General features: G+C 57.9%; 16 protein-coding genes. 10 read left to right on the top strand and 6 right to left on the bottom strand.

From position 1 onward, the window contains the following. The 3 genes from ACIOMO_RS15895 to ACIOMO_RS15885 form a co-directional block, all read left to right on the top strand. Positions 1-1,434 (top strand): RelA/SpoT family protein (locus ACIOMO_RS15895; RefSeq protein ID WP_401241915.1); only part of this gene is annotated, 1,434 nt, incomplete at its 5' end. A 24-nt stretch (positions 1,435-1,458) separates the two neighbouring features. After that, positions 1,459-1,839 (top strand): RidA family protein, encoded by a 381-nt coding sequence (locus ACIOMO_RS15890; protein ID WP_003229509.1) that lies wholly within the window; start codon positions 1,459-1,461, stop codon positions 1,837-1,839. 69 nt (positions 1,840-1,908) lie between these two features. Further along, positions 1,909-2,649 carry a hypothetical protein gene (locus ACIOMO_RS15885; RefSeq protein ID WP_401241912.1) on the top strand — a complete coding sequence of 247 codons (741 nt, stop codon included), beginning with the start codon at positions 1,909-1,911 and terminating at the stop codon, positions 2,647-2,649. Between the two features lie 85 nt (positions 2,650-2,734). Here ACIOMO_RS15885 and ACIOMO_RS15880 read toward each other — a convergent pair whose 3' ends face one another. Beyond that, entirely contained in the window at positions 2,735-3,589 is an 855-nt protein-coding gene (locus ACIOMO_RS15880; RefSeq protein ID WP_401241909.1) for an SDR family oxidoreductase, read from the bottom strand. A gap of 188 nt (positions 3,590-3,777) precedes the next feature. On the opposite strand from ACIOMO_RS15880, the gene exbB reads away from it, so the two are divergent. The 6 genes from exbB to ACIOMO_RS15850 all read left to right on the top strand — a co-directional run bounded on the left by exbB (position 3,778) and on the right by ACIOMO_RS15850 (position 10,606). Further along, positions 3,778-4,749, top strand: coding sequence for a tonB-system energizer ExbB (gene exbB, locus ACIOMO_RS15875; RefSeq protein ID WP_400754685.1), 972 nt, complete (start codon positions 3,778-3,780; stop codon positions 4,747-4,749). A 6-nt stretch (positions 4,750-4,755) separates the two neighbouring features. Next, positions 4,756-5,184 carry a TonB system transport protein ExbD gene (gene exbD / locus ACIOMO_RS15870; RefSeq protein WP_053125060.1) on the top strand — a complete coding sequence of 143 codons (429 nt, stop codon included), beginning with the start codon at positions 4,756-4,758 and terminating at the stop codon, positions 5,182-5,184. Further along, positions 5,181-5,927, top strand: coding sequence for an energy transducer TonB (locus ACIOMO_RS15865; protein ID WP_038359287.1), 747 nt, complete (start codon positions 5,181-5,183; stop codon positions 5,925-5,927). Before exbD ends, ACIOMO_RS15865 begins: the two co-directional genes overlap by 4 nt. A 184-nt stretch (positions 5,928-6,111) precedes the next feature. Further along, complete coding sequence (locus ACIOMO_RS15860) at positions 6,112-7,041, top strand: hydrogen peroxide-inducible genes activator (protein ID WP_053125062.1); 930 nt, start codon at positions 6,112-6,114, stop codon at positions 7,039-7,041. A gap of 9 nt (positions 7,042-7,050) precedes the next feature. Next, positions 7,051-9,126: an ATP-dependent DNA helicase RecG gene (recG, locus tag ACIOMO_RS15855; RefSeq protein ID WP_053125064.1), complete on the top strand. Its 2,076-nt coding sequence runs from the start codon at positions 7,051-7,053 to the stop codon at positions 9,124-9,126. A 79-nt stretch (positions 9,127-9,205) separates the two neighbouring features. After that, positions 9,206-10,606, top strand: coding sequence for an aminoacyl-tRNA deacylase and HDOD domain-containing protein (locus tag ACIOMO_RS15850; protein WP_401241905.1), 1,401 nt, complete (start codon positions 9,206-9,208; stop codon positions 10,604-10,606). A 314-nt stretch (positions 10,607-10,920) separates the two neighbouring features. On the opposite strand, the gene ACIOMO_RS15845 is transcribed toward ACIOMO_RS15850, so the two are convergent. Continuing rightward, the gene (locus ACIOMO_RS15845; RefSeq protein ID WP_039757355.1) at positions 10,921-11,304 is read right to left on the bottom strand and encodes a helicase; all 384 of its coding nucleotides are present in this window, start codon (positions 11,302-11,304) and stop codon (positions 10,921-10,923) included. Positions 11,305-11,537: 233 nt separating this feature from the next. Here ACIOMO_RS15845 and ACIOMO_RS15840 point away from each other — a divergent pair, with 233 nt between their 5' ends. Further along, positions 11,538-11,729: a hypothetical protein gene (locus ACIOMO_RS15840; RefSeq protein WP_401241902.1), complete on the top strand. Its 192-nt coding sequence runs from the start codon at positions 11,538-11,540 to the stop codon at positions 11,727-11,729. Between the two features lie 16 nt (positions 11,730-11,745). On the opposite strand, the gene ACIOMO_RS15835 is transcribed toward ACIOMO_RS15840, so the two are convergent. The 4 genes from ACIOMO_RS15835 to ACIOMO_RS15820 all read right to left on the bottom strand — a co-directional run bounded on the left by ACIOMO_RS15835 (position 11,746) and on the right by ACIOMO_RS15820 (position 16,866). Continuing rightward, positions 11,746-12,660: a hypothetical protein gene (locus tag ACIOMO_RS15835; protein ID WP_401241900.1), complete on the bottom strand. Its 915-nt coding sequence runs from the start codon at positions 12,658-12,660 to the stop codon at positions 11,746-11,748. Between the two features lie 68 nt (positions 12,661-12,728). After that, positions 12,729-13,616, bottom strand: a complete 888-nt coding sequence (locus tag ACIOMO_RS15830; protein WP_156316193.1) for a hypothetical protein — start codon at positions 13,614-13,616, stop codon at positions 12,729-12,731. Further along, on the bottom strand, positions 13,613-14,650 hold the full coding sequence (locus tag ACIOMO_RS15825; RefSeq protein ID WP_401241897.1) for a DUF2515 family protein: 1,038 nt from the start codon (positions 14,648-14,650) through the stop codon (positions 13,613-13,615). Before ACIOMO_RS15825 ends, ACIOMO_RS15830 begins: the two co-directional genes overlap by 4 nt. After that, the gene (locus ACIOMO_RS15820; RefSeq protein ID WP_401241894.1) at positions 14,647-16,866 is read right to left on the bottom strand and encodes a type VI secretion system tip protein VgrG; all 2,220 of its coding nucleotides are present in this window, start codon (positions 16,864-16,866) and stop codon (positions 14,647-14,649) included. The genes ACIOMO_RS15825 and ACIOMO_RS15820 overlap by 4 nt, the downstream gene beginning before the upstream one ends. Positions 16,867-16,886 lie beyond the last annotated feature (20 nt).

The raw sequence follows: 16,886 nt of genomic DNA, 5'->3' as shown, positions 1-16,886 counted from the left end.
GCCATCGACGGCATCCAGTGCGAAGTCAGCGTTCGTCAGAAACACATCTACGGCATCTACAAGAAAATGAGCGGAAAGCGTCGGGCCTTCAACGAGATCATGGACGTCTACGCGTTCCGGATCATCGTCGACAAGGTCGATACCTGCTACCGCGTGCTAGGCGCTGTACATAATTTGTACAAACCGTTGCCGGGGCGCTTCAAGGATTACATCGCGATCCCTAAAGCCAACGGCTATCAGTCGCTGCACACCACGTTGTTCGGCATGCACGGTGTACCGATCGAGATTCAGATCCGTACCCGCGAAATGGAAGAGATGGCCAACAACGGCATCGCCGCCCATTGGCTGTACAAATCCAGTGGTGACGAGCAGCCGAAAGGCACTCACGCCCGCGCCCGCCAGTGGGTCAAAGGCGTGCTGGAAATGCAGCAACGCGCCGGCAACTCGCTGGAATTCATCGAGAGCGTGAAGATCGACCTGTTCCCGGACGAGGTCTACGTGTTCACGCCGAAAGGCCGGATCATGGAGCTGCCGAAAGGCTCCACGGCGGTCGACTTTGCTTACGCGGTACACACCGACGTCGGCAACAGCTGCATTGCCTGCCGGATCAACCGTCGTCTCGCGCCGCTGTCCGAACCGCTGCAAAGCGGCTCCACGGTCGAGATCGTCAGCGCACCCGGCGCTCGTCCAAATCCGGCATGGCTGAATTTCGTAGTGACCGGCAAGGCCCGCACGCACATCCGCCATGCGCTGAAACTGCAGCGCCGTTCCGAGTCCATCAGCCTCGGCGAACGCCTGCTGAACAAGGTGCTCAACGGTTTCGACAGTTCGCTGGAGAAAGTCCAGGCCGAACGCGTCAAAGCGATGCTCACCGAGTACCGCCTCGAACTGATCGAAGATTTGCTTGAAGACATTGGCCTGGGCAACCGCATGGCCTACGTCGTCGCCCGCCGCCTGCTCGGCGAAGGCGAACAGTTGCCAAGCCCGGAAGGCCCGCTGGCGATTCGCGGCACCGAAGGTCTGGTGCTGAGCTACGCCAAGTGCTGCACGCCGATCCCGGGCGACCCGATTGTCGGGCACCTGTCGGCGGGCAAAGGCATGGTCGTGCACCTGGACAACTGCCGCAACATCAGCGAAATCCGGCACAACCCGGAAAAATGCATCCAGCTCTCGTGGGCCAAGGATGTCACCGGCGAATTCAACGTCGAACTGCGCGTCGAGCTGGAACACCAGCGCGGCCTGATCGCTCTGCTGGCCAGCAGCTTCAACGAAGACGACGGCAATATCGAGAAAATCAGCATGGACGAACGCGATGGTCGCATCAGCGTTGTCCAGTTGGTGGTCAGCGTCCACGACCGAGTGCACCTGGCCCGCGTGATCAAGAAACTGCGCGCCTTGACCGGGGTGATCCGCATCACCCGCATGCGTGCATAACGCAACCCTAACAAGGAGTCCTACATGACCAAGACTGTTATCACCAGCGACAAGGCCCCGGCCGCCATCGGTACTTACTCCCAGGCGATCAAGGCCGGCAACACTGTTTACATGTCGGGTCAGATTCCTCTGGACCCAAAAACCATGGAACTGGTTGAAGGCTTCGAAGCCCAGACCGTCCAGGTGTTCGAGAACCTCAAAGCCGTGGCCGAAGCCGCTGGTGGTTCGTTCAAGGACATCGTCAAACTGAACATCTTCCTCACCGACCTGAGCCACTTCGCCAAGGTTAACGAGATCATGGGCAAATACTTCGACCAGCCGTACCCGGCCCGCGCCGCCATTGGCGTTGCTGCCCTGCCAAAGGGTTCGCAGGTTGAAATGGATGCCATTCTGGTCATCGAGTGATGCGCACGGCGCGGCCTTCAAACGCCGCGCCGACTGCTCTGCAAGAAAAGGTTTTGAAAGGATTCCACCATGCGCAAAGCGCTAGCTCTTCCGCTGCTCGCCCTCTTCCTCGGCGGCTGCGCCAGCAACCCTGTCGACCGTGACATCAGCGGCACCTGGATCAATCAGGTGGCGATCAATGCTGCAGCCAAGGGCGGCCCCCTGCGCGAAGCACTTCAGGCTTACGGCCCGAACCTTGAGTGGGACGTCAACACCAAGGCCAGTCAGGCCCGCTACACCAACGGTTTTGAGAACGTCGAAGGACGGCTGCTGGGCGAAGAGTCCGGCACCTGGAAAGTCGACTTCTATGGCAGCTCCGCCAGCGCGTTGAAACGTGACGGCAGCCAACTGCAACAGGCCGCCGGCGATAACGAACCCGAGCAACTGTTCGATCGCGCACCGATTCCGGTACCGGAAGGCGCGCCGATCGGTGCCAGTTTCGAGCGTGCGCTGTATTCCGCCTACATGGGCGGCAGCTGGAAAATCACCAGCGGTGAGGGCGAAGGCGCCACCGTGCAATTCCAGGCCGATGGCCAGGTGTCCGGATTGCCGGGTGCCGATCGATATGCGCTGTGCCTGGCGGGCGATTGCGCGTCGATGAGCAACGGCAACGACAGCATGTGGCTGCAGCAGAACGGTCAGGGCAATAACTGGATCTTTGTGCGCAAGGGCAAAGAGCTGGAAATCCTACAAGCGGTGAACTCCGCGCTGGCGGATGAACAGCCGCAGTTCACACCGGGTGCTCGCAAGTGGTTGCTCGAGAAACAGTAAACCGCTGAAAAGATCGCAGCCTTCGGCAGCTCCTACAGGAAACGCATTCCAAGTAGGAGCTGCCGAAGGCTGCGATCTTTTGCTTTTAGCGGCCTTCTAGGATCGCGGCGTAGCCTTCGCGGTAGCTTGGGTATGTTGGCGTCCAGCCGAGGGCCTTTGCCCGGGCATTGCTGCAGCGCTTGCTGCCCGTGCGCCGCACGCTCGCCTCTGCCGCCCACTCGGTCACGCCCAAATACTCGCGCAACCAGTCGACCACTTCGGCCAACGGTGCCGGTGCATTGTCGACGCCGATGTAGATGTTCTCCAGCGCAGTCCCCTGCCGATCCGCCTCGAGCAAAAACTTCAGCAGACCCGCCGCGTCATCCGCGTGAATGCGATTGCCATATAGCGGTGGTTCGACGGCGACGCGATAACCCTCGCGAACCTGCGTCAGCAGACGCTCGCGGCCAGGGCCGTAAATACCGGTCAGGCGCAGGATGCTCGCCGGGATACCGCTTTTGAGCGCGACTTGCTCAGCCTCAAGCATCAACCGTCCGGAGAAACCGCTGGCCACTGTCGCTGAGGTCTCGTCCACCCACTCGCCATCCATCTGCCCATAAACACTGCTGCTGGATACAAACAACAGCCGCTCCGGCACCTGGCCATAGTCATCCAGCCAGCTCAAAACATTCTGCAAACCCTGCACATAAGCCGCGCGGTACCCGGCTTCATCGTGATTCGTCGCAGCAGCGCAATACACCAGGTAATCCACCGCACCGATCGGCCAAGTGTCCGGGCAATCTTCATTAAAGAGATCCCCGGCAACACCAATGACACCGTCCGGCAAACGTGACACATCCCGGCGCAAGCCATGGACTTCCCAGCCAGCGGCCAGCAATTGCGTGGCCAGACGACTACCAATATCGCCACAACCGGCAATCAGAACAGAAGGCGCAGACATCAGAAAACTCCCATCGGAAAGCGACAGACTAGGCCCGGCGAATGACGAGCGGCTAGCAATCAAGGAAAAAAAGATACTCTATTACTTTTGTTAACAAGAATTACTTGCAATAATGCCTGCCACTTTTGTTCTCGGCCTCACGAGGCCTGGAAGAGCATCATCGTTTTTCTATCTCAGGTCCGGCCAGCATGACACGTAATCAAAACCCCGCTTCGCCAACCCAACGACCTCGCGCCTGGAGCGCAGTGGCGGCTCTGCTGCTCAGCCTGATGCTGGCACCGACCGCCGCCTTCGCTGACGCGCAAGCGCCAGCCGCACCGGCCGCGACCGAACAGCACGCTCCTGCTGCTGACGCGCCTGCCACCGCCCCGGCTGCCGCACCGACTGCAACCGATCCAGTGCAAGCGGTAGACGCTGCCGACGTTCCTGAAGTTCTCGAAGCCGACAACACGCTGGGCATGGCCCACGACCTGTCGCCGTGGGGCATGTACCAGAACGCTGACATCATCGTCAAAATCGTGATGATCGGTCTGGCCATCGCGTCCATCATCACCTGGACCATCTGGATCGCCAAAGGCTTTGAGCTGATGGGCGCCAAGCGTCGTCTGCGTGGCGAAATCGCTGCCCTGAAGAAAGCCACCACCCTTAAAGAAGCAAGCGCGACCGCCGGCAAGGAAGGCACCCTCGCCAACCTGCTGGTGCACGACGCGCTCGAAGAGATGCGCCTGTCGGTCAACAGCCGCGAGAAAGAAGGCATCAAGGAACGCGTCAGCTTCCGTCTTGAGCGTCTGGTTGCAGCCTGCGGTCGCAACATGAGCAGCGGCACCGGCGTCCTCGCCACCATCGGTTCCACCGCGCCGTTTGTCGGTCTGTTCGGTACCGTGTGGGGCATCATGAACTCCTTCATCGGCATCGCCAAAACCCAGACCACCAACCTCGCCGTTGTGGCACCGGGTATTGCTGAAGCCCTGCTGGCCACCGCACTGGGTCTGGTTGCAGCGATTCCAGCGGTTGTGATCTACAACGTCTTCGCCCGCTCGATCGCCGGTTACAAGGCGCAGGTTTCCGATGCTTCGGCAGAAGTCCTGTTGCTGGTCAGCCGCGACCTCGACCACCAGCCTGAGCGCAGCTCGCAGCCGCACATGGTTAAAGTGGGGTAATCGGCCATGGGCCTGCATTTGAAAGAAGGCGCAGACGACGATCTGGCCGAGAACCACGAAATCAACGTCACGCCGTTTATCGACGTGATGCTGGTGCTGTTAATCATCTTCATGGTGGCCGCTCCGTTGGCCACCGTGGACATCAAAGTCGACCTGCCTGCCTCGACCGCCAAACCGGCGCCGCGGCCAGAGAAACCGGTGTTCCTCAGCGTAAAAGCTGATCAGCGCCTGTTCCTCGGCGAAGACGAAGTGAAGCCCGAAGCACTGGGTGCCACACTCGACGCCAGAACCAAGGGCAAGAAAGACACCACCATCTTCTTCCAGGCTGACAAAGGCGTGGATTACGGCGACCTGATGAGCGTGATGGATAACCTGCGTTCCGCCGGTTACCTGAAGGTCGGCCTGGTAGGACTTGAGACGGCAGCCAAGAAATGATCACGACGCGCCATAAGCTGACGCGTTACAGCGGTAGCCTGGCCGTGGTGCTGGGCGTTCATGCGCTGGCCATCGCGCTGGCGCTGAACTGGACCGCCCGCCCGCCCATCGAATTGCCGCCGCAGGCAATGATGGTCGAGCTGGCCCCGGTTCCGGCCCCGCCACCGCCTGCTCCGCCGAAAGTCGTCACACCGCCGCAGCCACCGGCTCCGGTTGAAGAGTTGCCGATTCCGAAACTGGCCGAAGCCCCGAAGGCTGAAATCGCGGTGCAGAAACCCAAACCGAAGCCGAAGCCTAAACCGCCGAAGCCGGTCGAGAAGAAGCTGCCCGATCCGCCGAAGGAAAAACCTTCCGAGGAAAAACCGGCCGACACCCAGCCGACTCAGGCACCAACGGAGAAATCCGCCCAGCCTGCACCAGGCCCGTCGCCGGCCCAGATGGCTGCCAAAGCCAGCTGGCAAGGCACCCTGCTCGCGCATTTGGCCAAGTACAAAAAGTACCCGGCCAGTGCTCAGGCACGCGGCAAGGAAGGCTTGAACCGTCTGCGCTTTGTGGTGGATGCCGAAGGTAACGTGCTGTCGTTCGAACTGGTGGGCCGCTCTGGCAACGCTGATCTTGACCGGGCTACCCTGGAAATGATCCGCCGCGCACAACCGCTGCCAAAGCCACCGGCTGACATGCTGAACAACGGCTCGATTGAAATTGTTGCACCGTTTGTTTACTCCCTCGAACGCCGCCGTTAAGTAGCAAGATCAAAAGATCGCAGCCTTGGGCAGCTCCTACATTGGAATGCATTTCCCTGTAGGAGCTGCCGAAGGCTGCGATCTTTTGCTTTTTGCAGTAGTCGCATTGGGCCCTCAGTCTGATAACGTGCGTCTATCGATTGCAGCCGGTATGCTTGGCCCGCATCTTCATGGACGCTTTGCTATGACCCTCACAGAATTACGCTACATCGTTACCCTCGCCCAAGAGCAGCATTTCGGCCACGCGGCCGAGAAATGCCACGTCAGCCAGCCGACCCTGTCGGTGGGCGTGAAGAAACTTGAAGACGAACTCGGTGTGCTGATTTTCGAGCGCAGCAAGAGCGCCGTGCGCGTGACCCCGGTCGGCGAAGGCATCGTCGCCCAGGCGCAGAAAGTTCTTGAGCAAGCCCAAGGCATCCGCGAACTGGCCCAGGCCGGCAAGAATCAGCTGACCGCACCGCTGAAAGTCGGCGCGATCTACACGGTCGGCCCGTACCTGTTCCCGCACCTGATTCCACAACTGCACCGGGTCGCACCGCAGATGCCGTTGTACATCGAAGAAAACTTCACCCACGTGCTGCGCGACAAACTGCGCAACGGCGAACTCGACGCGATCATCATCGCCCTGCCGTTCAACGAAGCCGACGTGCTGACCCTGCCGCTGTACGACGAGCCGTTCTACGTGCTCATGCCGGCCCAGCACCCGTGGACGAAAAAAGAAACCATCGACGCCGGCCTGCTCAACGACAAGAGCCTGCTGCTGCTCGGCGAAGGTCACTGCTTCCGCGATCAGGTGCTCGAAGCCTGCCCGACCCTGACCAAGGGCGGCGACGGCGCCAAGCACACCACGGTCGAATCCAGTTCGCTGGAAACCATTCGCCACATGGTCGCGTCCGGTCTGGGCATCTCGATCCTGCCGTTGTCGGCTGTTGACAGCCATCACTACGCCCCCGGCGTGATCGCAGTGCGTCCGCTGTCGCCACCGGTGCCGTTCCGCACCGTGGCCATCGCCTGGCGTGCGAGTTTCCCACGGCCGAAAGCCATCGAAATCCTCGCCGACTCCATTCGCCTGTGCTCGGTGGCCAAGCCAGCGACACCGGTTACGGCCGGTTAAGCGAGCGTCATGACTGAGCTGTCGCAAGTGTCGGTGACGGCACTCAAGGGTGTCGGTGAAGCCATGGCCGAGAAATTGGCCAAGGTCGGTCTGGAGAATCTCCAGGACGTGTTGTTTCACCTGCCGCTGCGTTATCAGGATCGCACCCGCGTGGTGCCGATCGGCCATTTGCGACCGGGTCAGGACGCCGTGGTCGAAGGCACCGTCAGCGGTGCCGACGTGGTCATGGGCCGCCGCCGCAGCCTCGTCGTGCGCATGCAGGATGGCACCGGCGGGCTCAGTCTGCGCTTTTACCATTTCAGCAACGCGCAGAAAGAAGGGCTCAAACGCGGCACGCGGATTCGCTGCTACGGCGAAGCCCGGCCCGGCGCCTCAGGTCTGGAAATCTACCACCCGGAATATCGCGCCATCACCGGCGACGAACCACCGCCAGTGGATGAAACCCTGACCCCGGTTTACCCGCTGACCGAAGGCCTGACCCAAGCGCGTCTGCGTCAACTGTGCATGCAGACGCTGACGATGCTCAAGCCCGACACCCTGCCCGACTGGCTACCGACCGAACTCGCACGCGACTATCAACTCGCGCCGCTGGCCGATGCGATCCGCTACCTGCACAATCCGCCCGCCGATGCCGACGTCGACGAACTCGCCCTCGGTCATCACTGGGCGCAGCATCGTCTGGCCTTCGAAGAGCTGCTGACGCATCAACTGTCGCAACAACGTCTGCGCGAAAGCATGCGCTCCTTGCGCGCGCCGGCGATGCCGAAAGCGAAAAAGCTGCCGCCGAAATATCTGGCGAATCTTGGCTTCAACCCGACCGGCGCCCAGCAGCGCGTCGGCAACGAAATCGCCTACGACCTCAGTCAGCACGAACCGATGCTGCGGCTGATTCAGGGTGACGTCGGCGCGGGTAAAACCGTGGTCGCCGCCCTAGCTGCGTTGCAAGCGCTGGAGGCCGGTTATCAAGTCGCGCTGATGGCGCCGACCGAGATTCTCGCCGAACAACACTTCATCACTTTCAAACGCTGGCTCGAACCGCTGGGCATCGAAGTGGCGTGGCTGGCCGGCAAGCTCAAGGGCAAGAACCGCGTCGCCGCGCTGGAACAGATCGCCAGTGGCACACCGATGGTGGTCGGCACCCACGCGCTGTTCCAGGACGAAGTGAAATTCAAGAATCTGGCGCTGGTGATCATCGACGAACAGCATCGCTTCGGTGTGCAGCAACGTCTGGCGCTGCGGCAGAAAGGCGTCGGTGGGCGCATGTGTCCGCATCAACTGATCATGACCGCGACACCAATTCCACGGACGCTGGCGATGAGCGCCTACGCCGACCTCGACACCTCGATCCTCGACGAACTGCCGCCCGGTCGAACCCCGGTCAACACCGTGCTGGTCACCGACACCCGCCGCGTCGAAGTCATCGAGCGCGTGCGCGGTGCCTGCGCCGAGGGCCGTCAGGCCTATTGGGTGTGCACGCTGATCGAAGAGTCGGAAGAGCTGACCTGTCAGGCCGCCGAAACCACTTTTGAAGATCTCACCCTCGCCCTCGGCGAGTTGAAAGTCGGGCTGATCCACGGGCGCATGAAACCCGTCGAGAAGGCCGCCGTCATGGCCGAGTTCAAGGCCGGCAACCTGCAACTGCTGGTCGCGACCACAGTGATTGAAGTCGGCGTCGACGTACCCAACGCCAGCCTGATGATCATCGAAAACCCCGAGCGCCTCGGCCTCGCGCAATTGCACCAGTTACGCGGCCGTGTCGGTCGGGGCAGCGCCGCCAGCCATTGCGTGCTGCTTTACCATCCGCCGCTGTCGCAGATCGGTCGCCAGCGTCTGGGCATCATGCGTGAGACCAACGACGGTTTCGTCATCGCCGAAAAAGACCTCGAACTGCGCGGCCCCGGTGAAATGCTCGGCACTCGTCAGACCGGCCTGCTGCAATTCAAGGTTGCCGACCTGATGCGCGACGCCGACTTGTTACCCGCCGTTCGTGACGCGGCGCAAGCGCTGCTGGAACGCTGGCCGACCCACGTCAGCCCCTTGCTTGACCGCTGGTTGCGCCACGGGCAGCAATACGGCCAAGTGTGAGCACCGTCGCAGTTTCTGACAGCTCGTTCTGACCAAGCTGGTTATACTCCCGCCATTGTTTCAAAAACGGATACAGACCATGACCGAAGCCGCTCTCGCCCCCGAATCCCCGCACGCGCCGTCTGTCATTCGGCTGTTGCTGGACAAGCTCGGGATCGCCTACGAAGAAGTGCTCGACCACCACGGCCTCAATGCCTCGCGCAAGGTACAAGCCGTGTTGCTGGACGACGCTGTCGGCGCGCTGATGGTGCTGTTTCCGCAGAGCCAGTTGCTCGACCTCAATCGCCTCGCCGAACTGACGGGCCGTCGCCTGACCGCCGTGTCGACCGAGCGCCTGCAAAAGATGCTCGGCAAACACAGCCTGAGCCTGCTGCCAGGCCTGCCGGCACTGACCAGTTCGCCGTGCCTCTACGAAGAAAGCCTGCTGCGCGAGCCGAAGCTGCTGATCAACTCCGGTGAGCCGGGCGTGTTGCTGGAAATCACCAGCGATGCCTTCAAAAGCATGCTGACCAAGGCCAGCGCCGCCAACTTCGGCGAAGCGCTGAACAGCATCCGCCCGAACCTCGACCGCCCGGACGATGACCGCGAGGAAATCACCCAGGCCGTGCAAGCGTTTACCGCACGGCGCATTCAGCAGCGTCTGGAAGCGACCATCGAGATTCCGCCGCTGGCCGAAACCGCGCAAAAAATCATCAAGCTGCGCGTCGACCCGAACGCGACCATCGACGACATCACCGGCGTCGTTGAAACCGACCCGGCGCTGGCCGCACAAGTGGTGAGCTGGGCGGCGTCGCCGTACTACGCCTCGCCGGGCAAGATTCGCTCGGTAGAAGACGCGATCGTCCGCGTGCTCGGTTTCGATCTGGTGATCAACCTCGCGCTGGGTCTGGCCCTCGGCAAGACCCTGAGCCTGCCAAAAGACCATCCGCAACACTCGACGCCGTACTGGCAGCAGTCGATCTACACAGCCGCCGTCATCGAAGGCCTGACCCGCGCCATGCCTCGCGCCCAGCGCCCGGAGGCCGGCCTGACCTACCTCGCCGGTCTGCTGCACAACTTCGGGTATCTGCTGCTGGCCCACGTGTTCCCGCCGCACTTCTCGCTGATCTGCCGCCACCTGGAGGTCAACCCGCACCTGTGCCACAGCTACATCGAGCAACACCTGCTGGGTATCAGCCGCGAACAGATCGGCTCGTGGCTGATGCGCTACTGGGACATGCCGGACGAACTGGCCACCGCGCTGCGCTTCCAGCACGATCCGAGCTACGACGGCGCCTACGCCGAATACCCGAACCTTGTCTGCCTGGCGGTGCGCCTACTGCGTGGACGCGGGATTGGCTCGGGCCCGGATGAAGACATTCCAGACGCCCTGCTCGAACGCGTCGGCCTGACCCGCGAAAAAGCCAACGACGTCGTCAGCAAAGTCCTCGAAGCTGAAGTCCTGCTGCGCGAACTGGCTTCGCAATTCAGCCAGGGCTAAAACAAAACAGGCCCGCTCCCCCAAGGATTTACACAAACCCCTGTGGGAGCGAGCCTGCTCGCGAAGAATCCAACTCAATCTAGCTGATTCACACAAAACCCTGTGGTGAGGGGATTTATCCCCGACCGGCTGCGAAGCAGTCGCAAACCCAGCCACAAGGTGTGTCAGTCAAACCGAGGTCTCAGGATTCGGGGCCGCTTCGCAGCCCATCGGGGATAAATCCCCTCGCCACAAAAGCCCTTCTACTCAAGCCCTCTACTCAGGCCTTCTACTCAGACTATCGACTCAGGCCCTTCTACTTCAGCTTCTAGCCCTCAGGCTTTCGGCTTAGCCTTCCTCGGCTTCAAATACTTCATCAACCCCTGAAACCACATCACCAGCGCCGGATTGCCCTTCAGCTGAATCGACTTGTCCTGAATCCCCTGCATAAACGCCAGTTGCTTGTTCTTCGCCTGCATCGTCGCAAAGCCATAACCCGCATCTTTAAACGCAATCGCAAACGCCGGCTCTGCCACCACGCCAGACTTGCTGGTGATGCGCTGATCCTTGACCACAAAATGCCGCGCCACTTTCCCATCCAGCGTCTGCAGCTGAAACACCAGATCCTTGTCACCCAACTGCTGCTGGAATGCAGGATTTGTCCGGCTGGCCTTACCCATCAACAAACCCATCATCCACAGAAGAAAACGAAATTTCATGCGCACAGCCTCAAAAGGAAAATGAACGGCCGGGGCAGTTTAACCACTTCACGCTGGAGCGCCACTATTCAACACCGTTTGAAGACGATCCCCCGTTTTCCCAACACGATGACCACCAAGTCACACTCCCCTACACCTCCCGAAATACATTACTGTAGGAGCTGCCGAAGGCTGCGATCTTTTGATCCTCCGCCCTGCAACTCCCTAGGAATTTTCCCGCAAAGCACGGCGGCATGCGTGAACCAAGCGAGCTGGCCACTAAACGTACCTTCGCCTACAACTTCCCCACACACTCCAAAAAACCGTCCAACCGCCGCGAAGGCAACCTCTTTAACATCTGCGAAGAGCTCGACACGGAAACCATTCTGGCTAACGCGTCGGAAAACCTGCTATCCATAGGCGCCGATCGCGAGCCCTCGTTTTGATCGAAACACCGCACGCTCATTTCAGCGCCTGAATAACTGGATCGTGATAACTCGTATCAATTTCAATACCCGCTTCAATTGCCTTCTGCTCTCTTGCCTCTCGAATAATCCGATATTTTTCTAATCTTTCCGGCATGAGCTCCGTCCAGCGGGCATTCTCTTTATCAGTATTAAATGTGGTGCGCCAATACTCTGATTGCGTTTTGAAATTCAAACTAACCAGATAAGTGCCTCGCTCCTCAGGTGCATCATCCGAATCCCGGCTCCAAGCCTGCACCTTAAGATAGTTACCGTCTTTGAAAAAAGTCCACGTATGAAAACGCCCAATCCTCAACCAGCGCCTCAGATCTAAACGATAGCTCGGATCTAGCCAAGGATGGCTCAATACGTAGTCGCCCAGTACGTAGTCTGGTGTATCAATCTTATCCATCTGCGATCCAGAAACTCGCGGATCGGATGGCGAATAATAATGTTGCCAGCCAGCAGCGGTGATCTTATCAATCAGTTCAAAAAGGAACAGCCTGTAATCATCATGCAAGCTGTTATCTGGCAATGATCGAATTGAAAGATCTAGATCCTCAACACTTCTACCAACATCCCTATCTACCGCAATGCTGATACGAGCGACGTGGTCGAGTGTCAGAGACTTATCTATAATAACAGTCGGAAGTTTGCTGTCATCAAAGGATCTTTCAACCTTATACCAACACATGTTAACTGCTGACATGCAACCTTCGGAAAATATTACAGGACTACGCGCGACTAACCCTTCAATATCTTCATGCATATTAATTTCAATGGGGCGGTTGGTGGCAATGTCTGCCATGCCTCGGCTACCACTGACATCATCGCAACCGCTGATCAAAAATGAAAACAGCGGTAAAAATACAAAACGCTTCATGCTTAATTTCCCAAATGGAATACCGGCCATTTGGAAATAGCCTTCAAATGAAAAAGAGTGCCGACCTGAGTCAGGAACAATGAACACCCGTTCGTACTTTATTGGCGGACACTCGACTCGATGTCAGGGGCCTGATAATTTTCCTGAATCTGAACCCCCGCCAAACGTGCCAGTTTCTCAGCTTCTGCTCGGCGCGCTAACAGTTCATTCAGTCGAGCAGGGAATTTCTGCTTCCAATCAGCCCTGTCCTCCTCCTTAAAATCCAGCTTCCAAGTGTTTTCTTGAGAGGTAAATTCTATGACAGTCAGATAAGTGCCTTTAGATTTTGGTTCAGTATCACTGTCACTGCGCTGAACCATCACATGAACAAACTCATTACCTTTATACATATACCAGTTGTAGAAAGATTTAACTTCCATCCACTTATCGAGTGCCAGTGAAACATCGGGATCAAACATGGGATGGCTTAATGGATACTCACCAAAGACTTGCTTTCCCTGCGGTATCTTCGCCAACTCGTCTCCCGAAATGCGTGGATCTGCAGGGTAAAAGTACTTTTTCCAACCGGCTAATTTGAAACCATTCAGAAGTTCATAAACCCACTTACGGTTATCTTCATGGCTCGTATTATCAGGCAACCCGAGCAGCGTCAGGTCGAAGTCCGTGACATTCTCCTCTCCTGTCACTCGTGAGACACTGATGTCGGTCACTTTATCGACTGTGAGGTTATCGCCAGCCACATCGACAACAACGTTAGGGATAGATGGATCACCACTGCGCATGTTTATTTTGTACCAACAAATCCCCATCGATGCTGGGCATTCCTCGGAGAACCTCAAAGGACTGCTTTTAAACAGAGCATCGAAAGAACCGTCAACGTCAATTTTGACAACCGGATTACTCTTTTCCATTTTAGTACTCACTTCGCCCTGATCATTACCACAACCACTTAACAAAACTAACAAAATCAATAGATGGTGCTTCATGTCTTGTCGGCCCAACTTGCGATGGTGGCAATTGTCGACTCCATACGCCAAGTCTCTATCTGCATTAATTTGTGGTACTGCTTAGCAATCGCCAGAATGAATTTCATTCGTTCTTTGGCTTTATATAGACTGCCATCGTCGTCCGTCATCTTAACTCTATGCTCAGAGTCTTTTACATCACACGCAATTGCAAACGCAGCAGATCTCAACGGAACGTAGGGAAGCCCTTCGGACAACGCCTGACCGTCAAGAATTTTTTGAAATGTCCAATCATCATAAATAAGCGGCTGCAGAATTTTTAATTGTTCATGATCGGCAATTTTTAAAAGCGATTCGAATTTTGCTGTTTCCCGCGCGGCGCCCGCGGGCATTGCTTCTACAGCCTTTATTAAATCAAACGCCTCATCAATTTCGTTGGTTTTCTTCAGGTTGTTTATTGAGCCAAGCGCCGCACTTGCCCACGGTAAATCTTTAACGCGCTTTTGGGTTTCTGTTTCATAGGTATCGACATTACGACGAGATTTGCACGACATAAACTCATCGGGAGATTTAACATATAACCAATGCCAACAAAAAATATCCTGAAATAACCAGAAGTTGCCTTTGCCCAACCCATTTTTCCCAACCAGAATCGCGGCATTGACCTCAGCATAAGTCGCAGGCATGACGACGAGGGGTGCAGAAGCTCGTTGGGCAAATTTTGTGAAGTCCAGCCCACACATGACCTGCTTACTGGCGAATGCGGCAAGGCCCATCCAATAGAATCGACCTTTTAATTCAGGCCTACCGCCGGGTTCAGTCTCGAGGTAAAAACGTGCATAGTTTCCTGCAATTCGCGCAGCCCTGACACTGAAGTCACTCACCAGGGTTAGCTTGCTTTTCCCTGAAAAAAGGCTTTTTTCGCGAATACTCAAGCGCTTAACGGCTTCCATCTGAGCAAAAGACCAGGATTGTTCGCACGTCACACAATACTCGTGTGGTCTGGCATCCTGTTTTTTGCTTATGTCTAATTTGGTGATGGGCTCCTGCTTCATGCTTTGCGTCCTTTCTCATAATCATCAGAACCTTCCGGAACCTCAAAATCATCCCAGATTAAATGCACTTCTGCTTCTTGGATGGACTCGGCTTTGACGTTTGGCGATAGTCCGTCCGCATCGCTTCGAAATGTTAATGGTGCAGTCCTATTAGGAATGATAAATGCCGCAGCTACTGAGCTGTAAGGAACACCCGTACTCGTGACGAACTTCATTTGCCCATAGAAATTTTCAACAGCTGCATTTTTTAGAGTATTCCCCGCCCGAGCCTGATCCGCAATCAACGGTATTACCGGTGTCAAAATCCCGATCCCCGTCCCCGACCCAGCCGCCCCACCCGCATTAATCTTCACCACCGGCCCAACCACCGTCACGCCGCCCGCATCCAGCTTGATAAAACTCCCCCCACCCAGAATCGTCAGCTCCGATCCCGCCTCGATCACAATCTTGTCACCCGCCTTCAGGTGAATCTCATTCCCGACACTGGTCAGCTGCGCCGTACCCAGTTTGACGTGCTGGCTCTGCCCCACCGTCAGGTGATCGTCAGCCTTCGCTTCAATCTTGCGATCAGCAATCGTGGTGCGGTGTTCTTCAGCTTTCAGCTCGGTGTAGGTGTTTTTCTCAACCGTGTCGTGACGTTCATTCCCGACCCGAATCTTCTGGTCATGCTCGACGTTCTCATCCCAATCACGCTGGGCGTGGATGTAGATCTGCTCCGCACCTTTCTTGTCTTCGATGCGCAGTTCGTTGTACCCACCGCCTCCCGGGGAGCTAAGGGTTTTGAATACGCTGCGGGTTTTGTTCGCCGGCAGTGCGTACGGCACCGGGTTTTCTTTGTGGTACAGGCAGCCGGTCACCAGTGGTTGGTCGGGGTCGCCTTCGAGGAAGGTGACGAGGACTTCCATGCCGATGCGCGGGATGCTGATGGCGCCGTAGCGGTCGCCGGCCCAGGAGCTGGAGACGCGCAGCCAGCAGCTGGTTTTGTCGTCGGCGAGGCCTTCGCGATCCCAGTGGAATTGCACTTTGATGCGGCCGTATTGATCGCAGTGGATTTCTTCGCCTTTGGGGCCGGTGACCATGGCGGTCTGGCTGCCGAGTACGCGCGGTTTCGGGTGTTCGAGGGCCGGGCGGTAGAACACGTCCCACGGGGTGGCGAGGAAGGTGTTGCGGTAGCCCTGATGGAAGTCGTCCTTGTTATTGGTGGTGTCGCTGGTCACGCTTTCTTCGAGGACTTGCGGCTGTTTGCCTTCGTGGACGATTTCGGTGAGCAGCCACAGGTCGTTCCATTCGCTGCGCGGGTGGTCGGACATTTCCATGAAGTGGCCGCTGACCAGTTTGGTCTGGTCGCCACGCCCTTCGGCCTGACGGTAGTCGGCACGGTGGCGTTCGAGGGCGCGCTGGCTGAGGAACTTGCCGCGCGCGCGGTCGAGGAAGCGGCCGGGGTAGTCGTAGTCCTCCAGATCCGGTTCAGTGCTCTCGCCATCCGGTTTGTAGGCGGCTTCCATTTGCAGGCGCGGTTTTTCGAAGTCGTAGTCGCGGCGCATGGTGCGTGTGGTGCGGGTTTCCAGGCGCAGTTTGAAGCCTTTGATCACCGGTTCGTCGGCGACCATGCCGCTGCCTTGCACGTACGCGGTCGGCTGGCCGAGGTTCTGGAACACGGTCTGGTCATCGCCAAACACCAGCAGGTGGGCTTTTTCGCTGTGCTGAAAGTGGTAGTGAATGCCTTCCTCTTCGCACAGGCGCTGGACGAAATGCAGGTCGGTTTCGTCGTACTGCACGCAGTAGTCGCGATCCGGGCACGGCTGGCTGAGCTGGAAGCTGTAGGCGTTGGCCTTGATGCCGTGTTCGTCGAGGATCAGCGCGATGATTTTCGGCGCCGACATCTGCTGGTAGATGCGTTGGTTGGTGCGGTGATGCAGGTATTGCAGCTGCGGCACGATGGAGATTTTGTAGCGCGTCAGGCGCTTGCCGGCATCGCCTTGAGCGACGCGATAAATCTGCCCGTGAATGCCGGAGCCCTGCGGATCGAACGCGAGAAAGGCCTGCTTGTGCAGGAGTTTTTCCAGATCCAGATCGGGGTTTTCGCTGACCAGTTCGAGGTCGAAACGATACGGCTGGCTGACACCCTCGGTGCCGGTGAACGACAGCACTTGCAGGTCGCCGACATAGTCTTCCACCGTCAGGCTGAAGTGGGTCTCGTTAGCTGAGTTGAACATTGTGTGCTCCCTGTTCGAAT

It is taken from the genome of Pseudomonas sp. NPDC087804 (genome assembly GCF_044742965.1).
GTDB classification, from domain to species: domain Bacteria; phylum Pseudomonadota; class Gammaproteobacteria; order Pseudomonadales; family Pseudomonadaceae; genus Aquipseudomonas; species Aquipseudomonas rustica.
The sequence above is the reverse complement of the archived record's forward strand: the minus strand, read 5'-3'. Positions and strand labels throughout refer to the sequence as shown.

Bases quoted from the DNA above. Each gene is read 5' to 3' on its own strand.
- ACIOMO_RS15820 (WP_401241894.1), bottom strand. From the start codon at position 16,866: ATGTTCAACTCAGCTAACGAGACCCACTTCAGCCTGACGGTGGAAGAC.
- exbB (WP_400754685.1), top strand. From the start codon at position 3,778: ATGACACGTAATCAAAACCCCGCTTCGCCAACCCAACGACCTCGCGCC.
- ACIOMO_RS15865 (WP_038359287.1), top strand. From the start codon at position 5,181: ATGATCACGACGCGCCATAAGCTGACGCGTTACAGCGGTAGCCTGGCC.
- ACIOMO_RS15825 (WP_401241897.1), bottom strand. From the start codon at position 14,650: ATGAAGCAGGAGCCCATCACCAAATTAGACATAAGCAAAAAACAGGAT.
- ACIOMO_RS15840 (WP_401241902.1), top strand. From the start codon at position 11,538: ATGCGTGAACCAAGCGAGCTGGCCACTAAACGTACCTTCGCCTACAAC.
- ACIOMO_RS15890 (WP_003229509.1), top strand. From the start codon at position 1,459: ATGACCAAGACTGTTATCACCAGCGACAAGGCCCCGGCCGCCATCGGT.
- exbD (WP_053125060.1), top strand. From the start codon at position 4,756: ATGGGCCTGCATTTGAAAGAAGGCGCAGACGACGATCTGGCCGAGAAC.
- ACIOMO_RS15830 (WP_156316193.1), bottom strand. From the start codon at position 13,616: ATGAAGCACCATCTATTGATTTTGTTAGTTTTGTTAAGTGGTTGTGGT.
- ACIOMO_RS15835 (WP_401241900.1), bottom strand. From the start codon at position 12,660: ATGGCCGGTATTCCATTTGGGAAATTAAGCATGAAGCGTTTTGTATTT.
- ACIOMO_RS15845 (WP_039757355.1), bottom strand. From the start codon at position 11,304: ATGAAATTTCGTTTTCTTCTGTGGATGATGGGTTTGTTGATGGGTAAG.
- ACIOMO_RS15880 (WP_401241909.1), bottom strand. From the start codon at position 3,589: ATGTCTGCGCCTTCTGTTCTGATTGCCGGTTGTGGCGATATTGGTAGT.
- recG (WP_053125064.1), top strand. From the start codon at position 7,051: ATGACTGAGCTGTCGCAAGTGTCGGTGACGGCACTCAAGGGTGTCGGT.
- ACIOMO_RS15885 (WP_401241912.1), top strand. From the start codon at position 1,909: ATGCGCAAAGCGCTAGCTCTTCCGCTGCTCGCCCTCTTCCTCGGCGGC.
- ACIOMO_RS15850 (WP_401241905.1), top strand. From the start codon at position 9,206: ATGACCGAAGCCGCTCTCGCCCCCGAATCCCCGCACGCGCCGTCTGTC.
- ACIOMO_RS15860 (WP_053125062.1), top strand. From the start codon at position 6,112: ATGACCCTCACAGAATTACGCTACATCGTTACCCTCGCCCAAGAGCAG.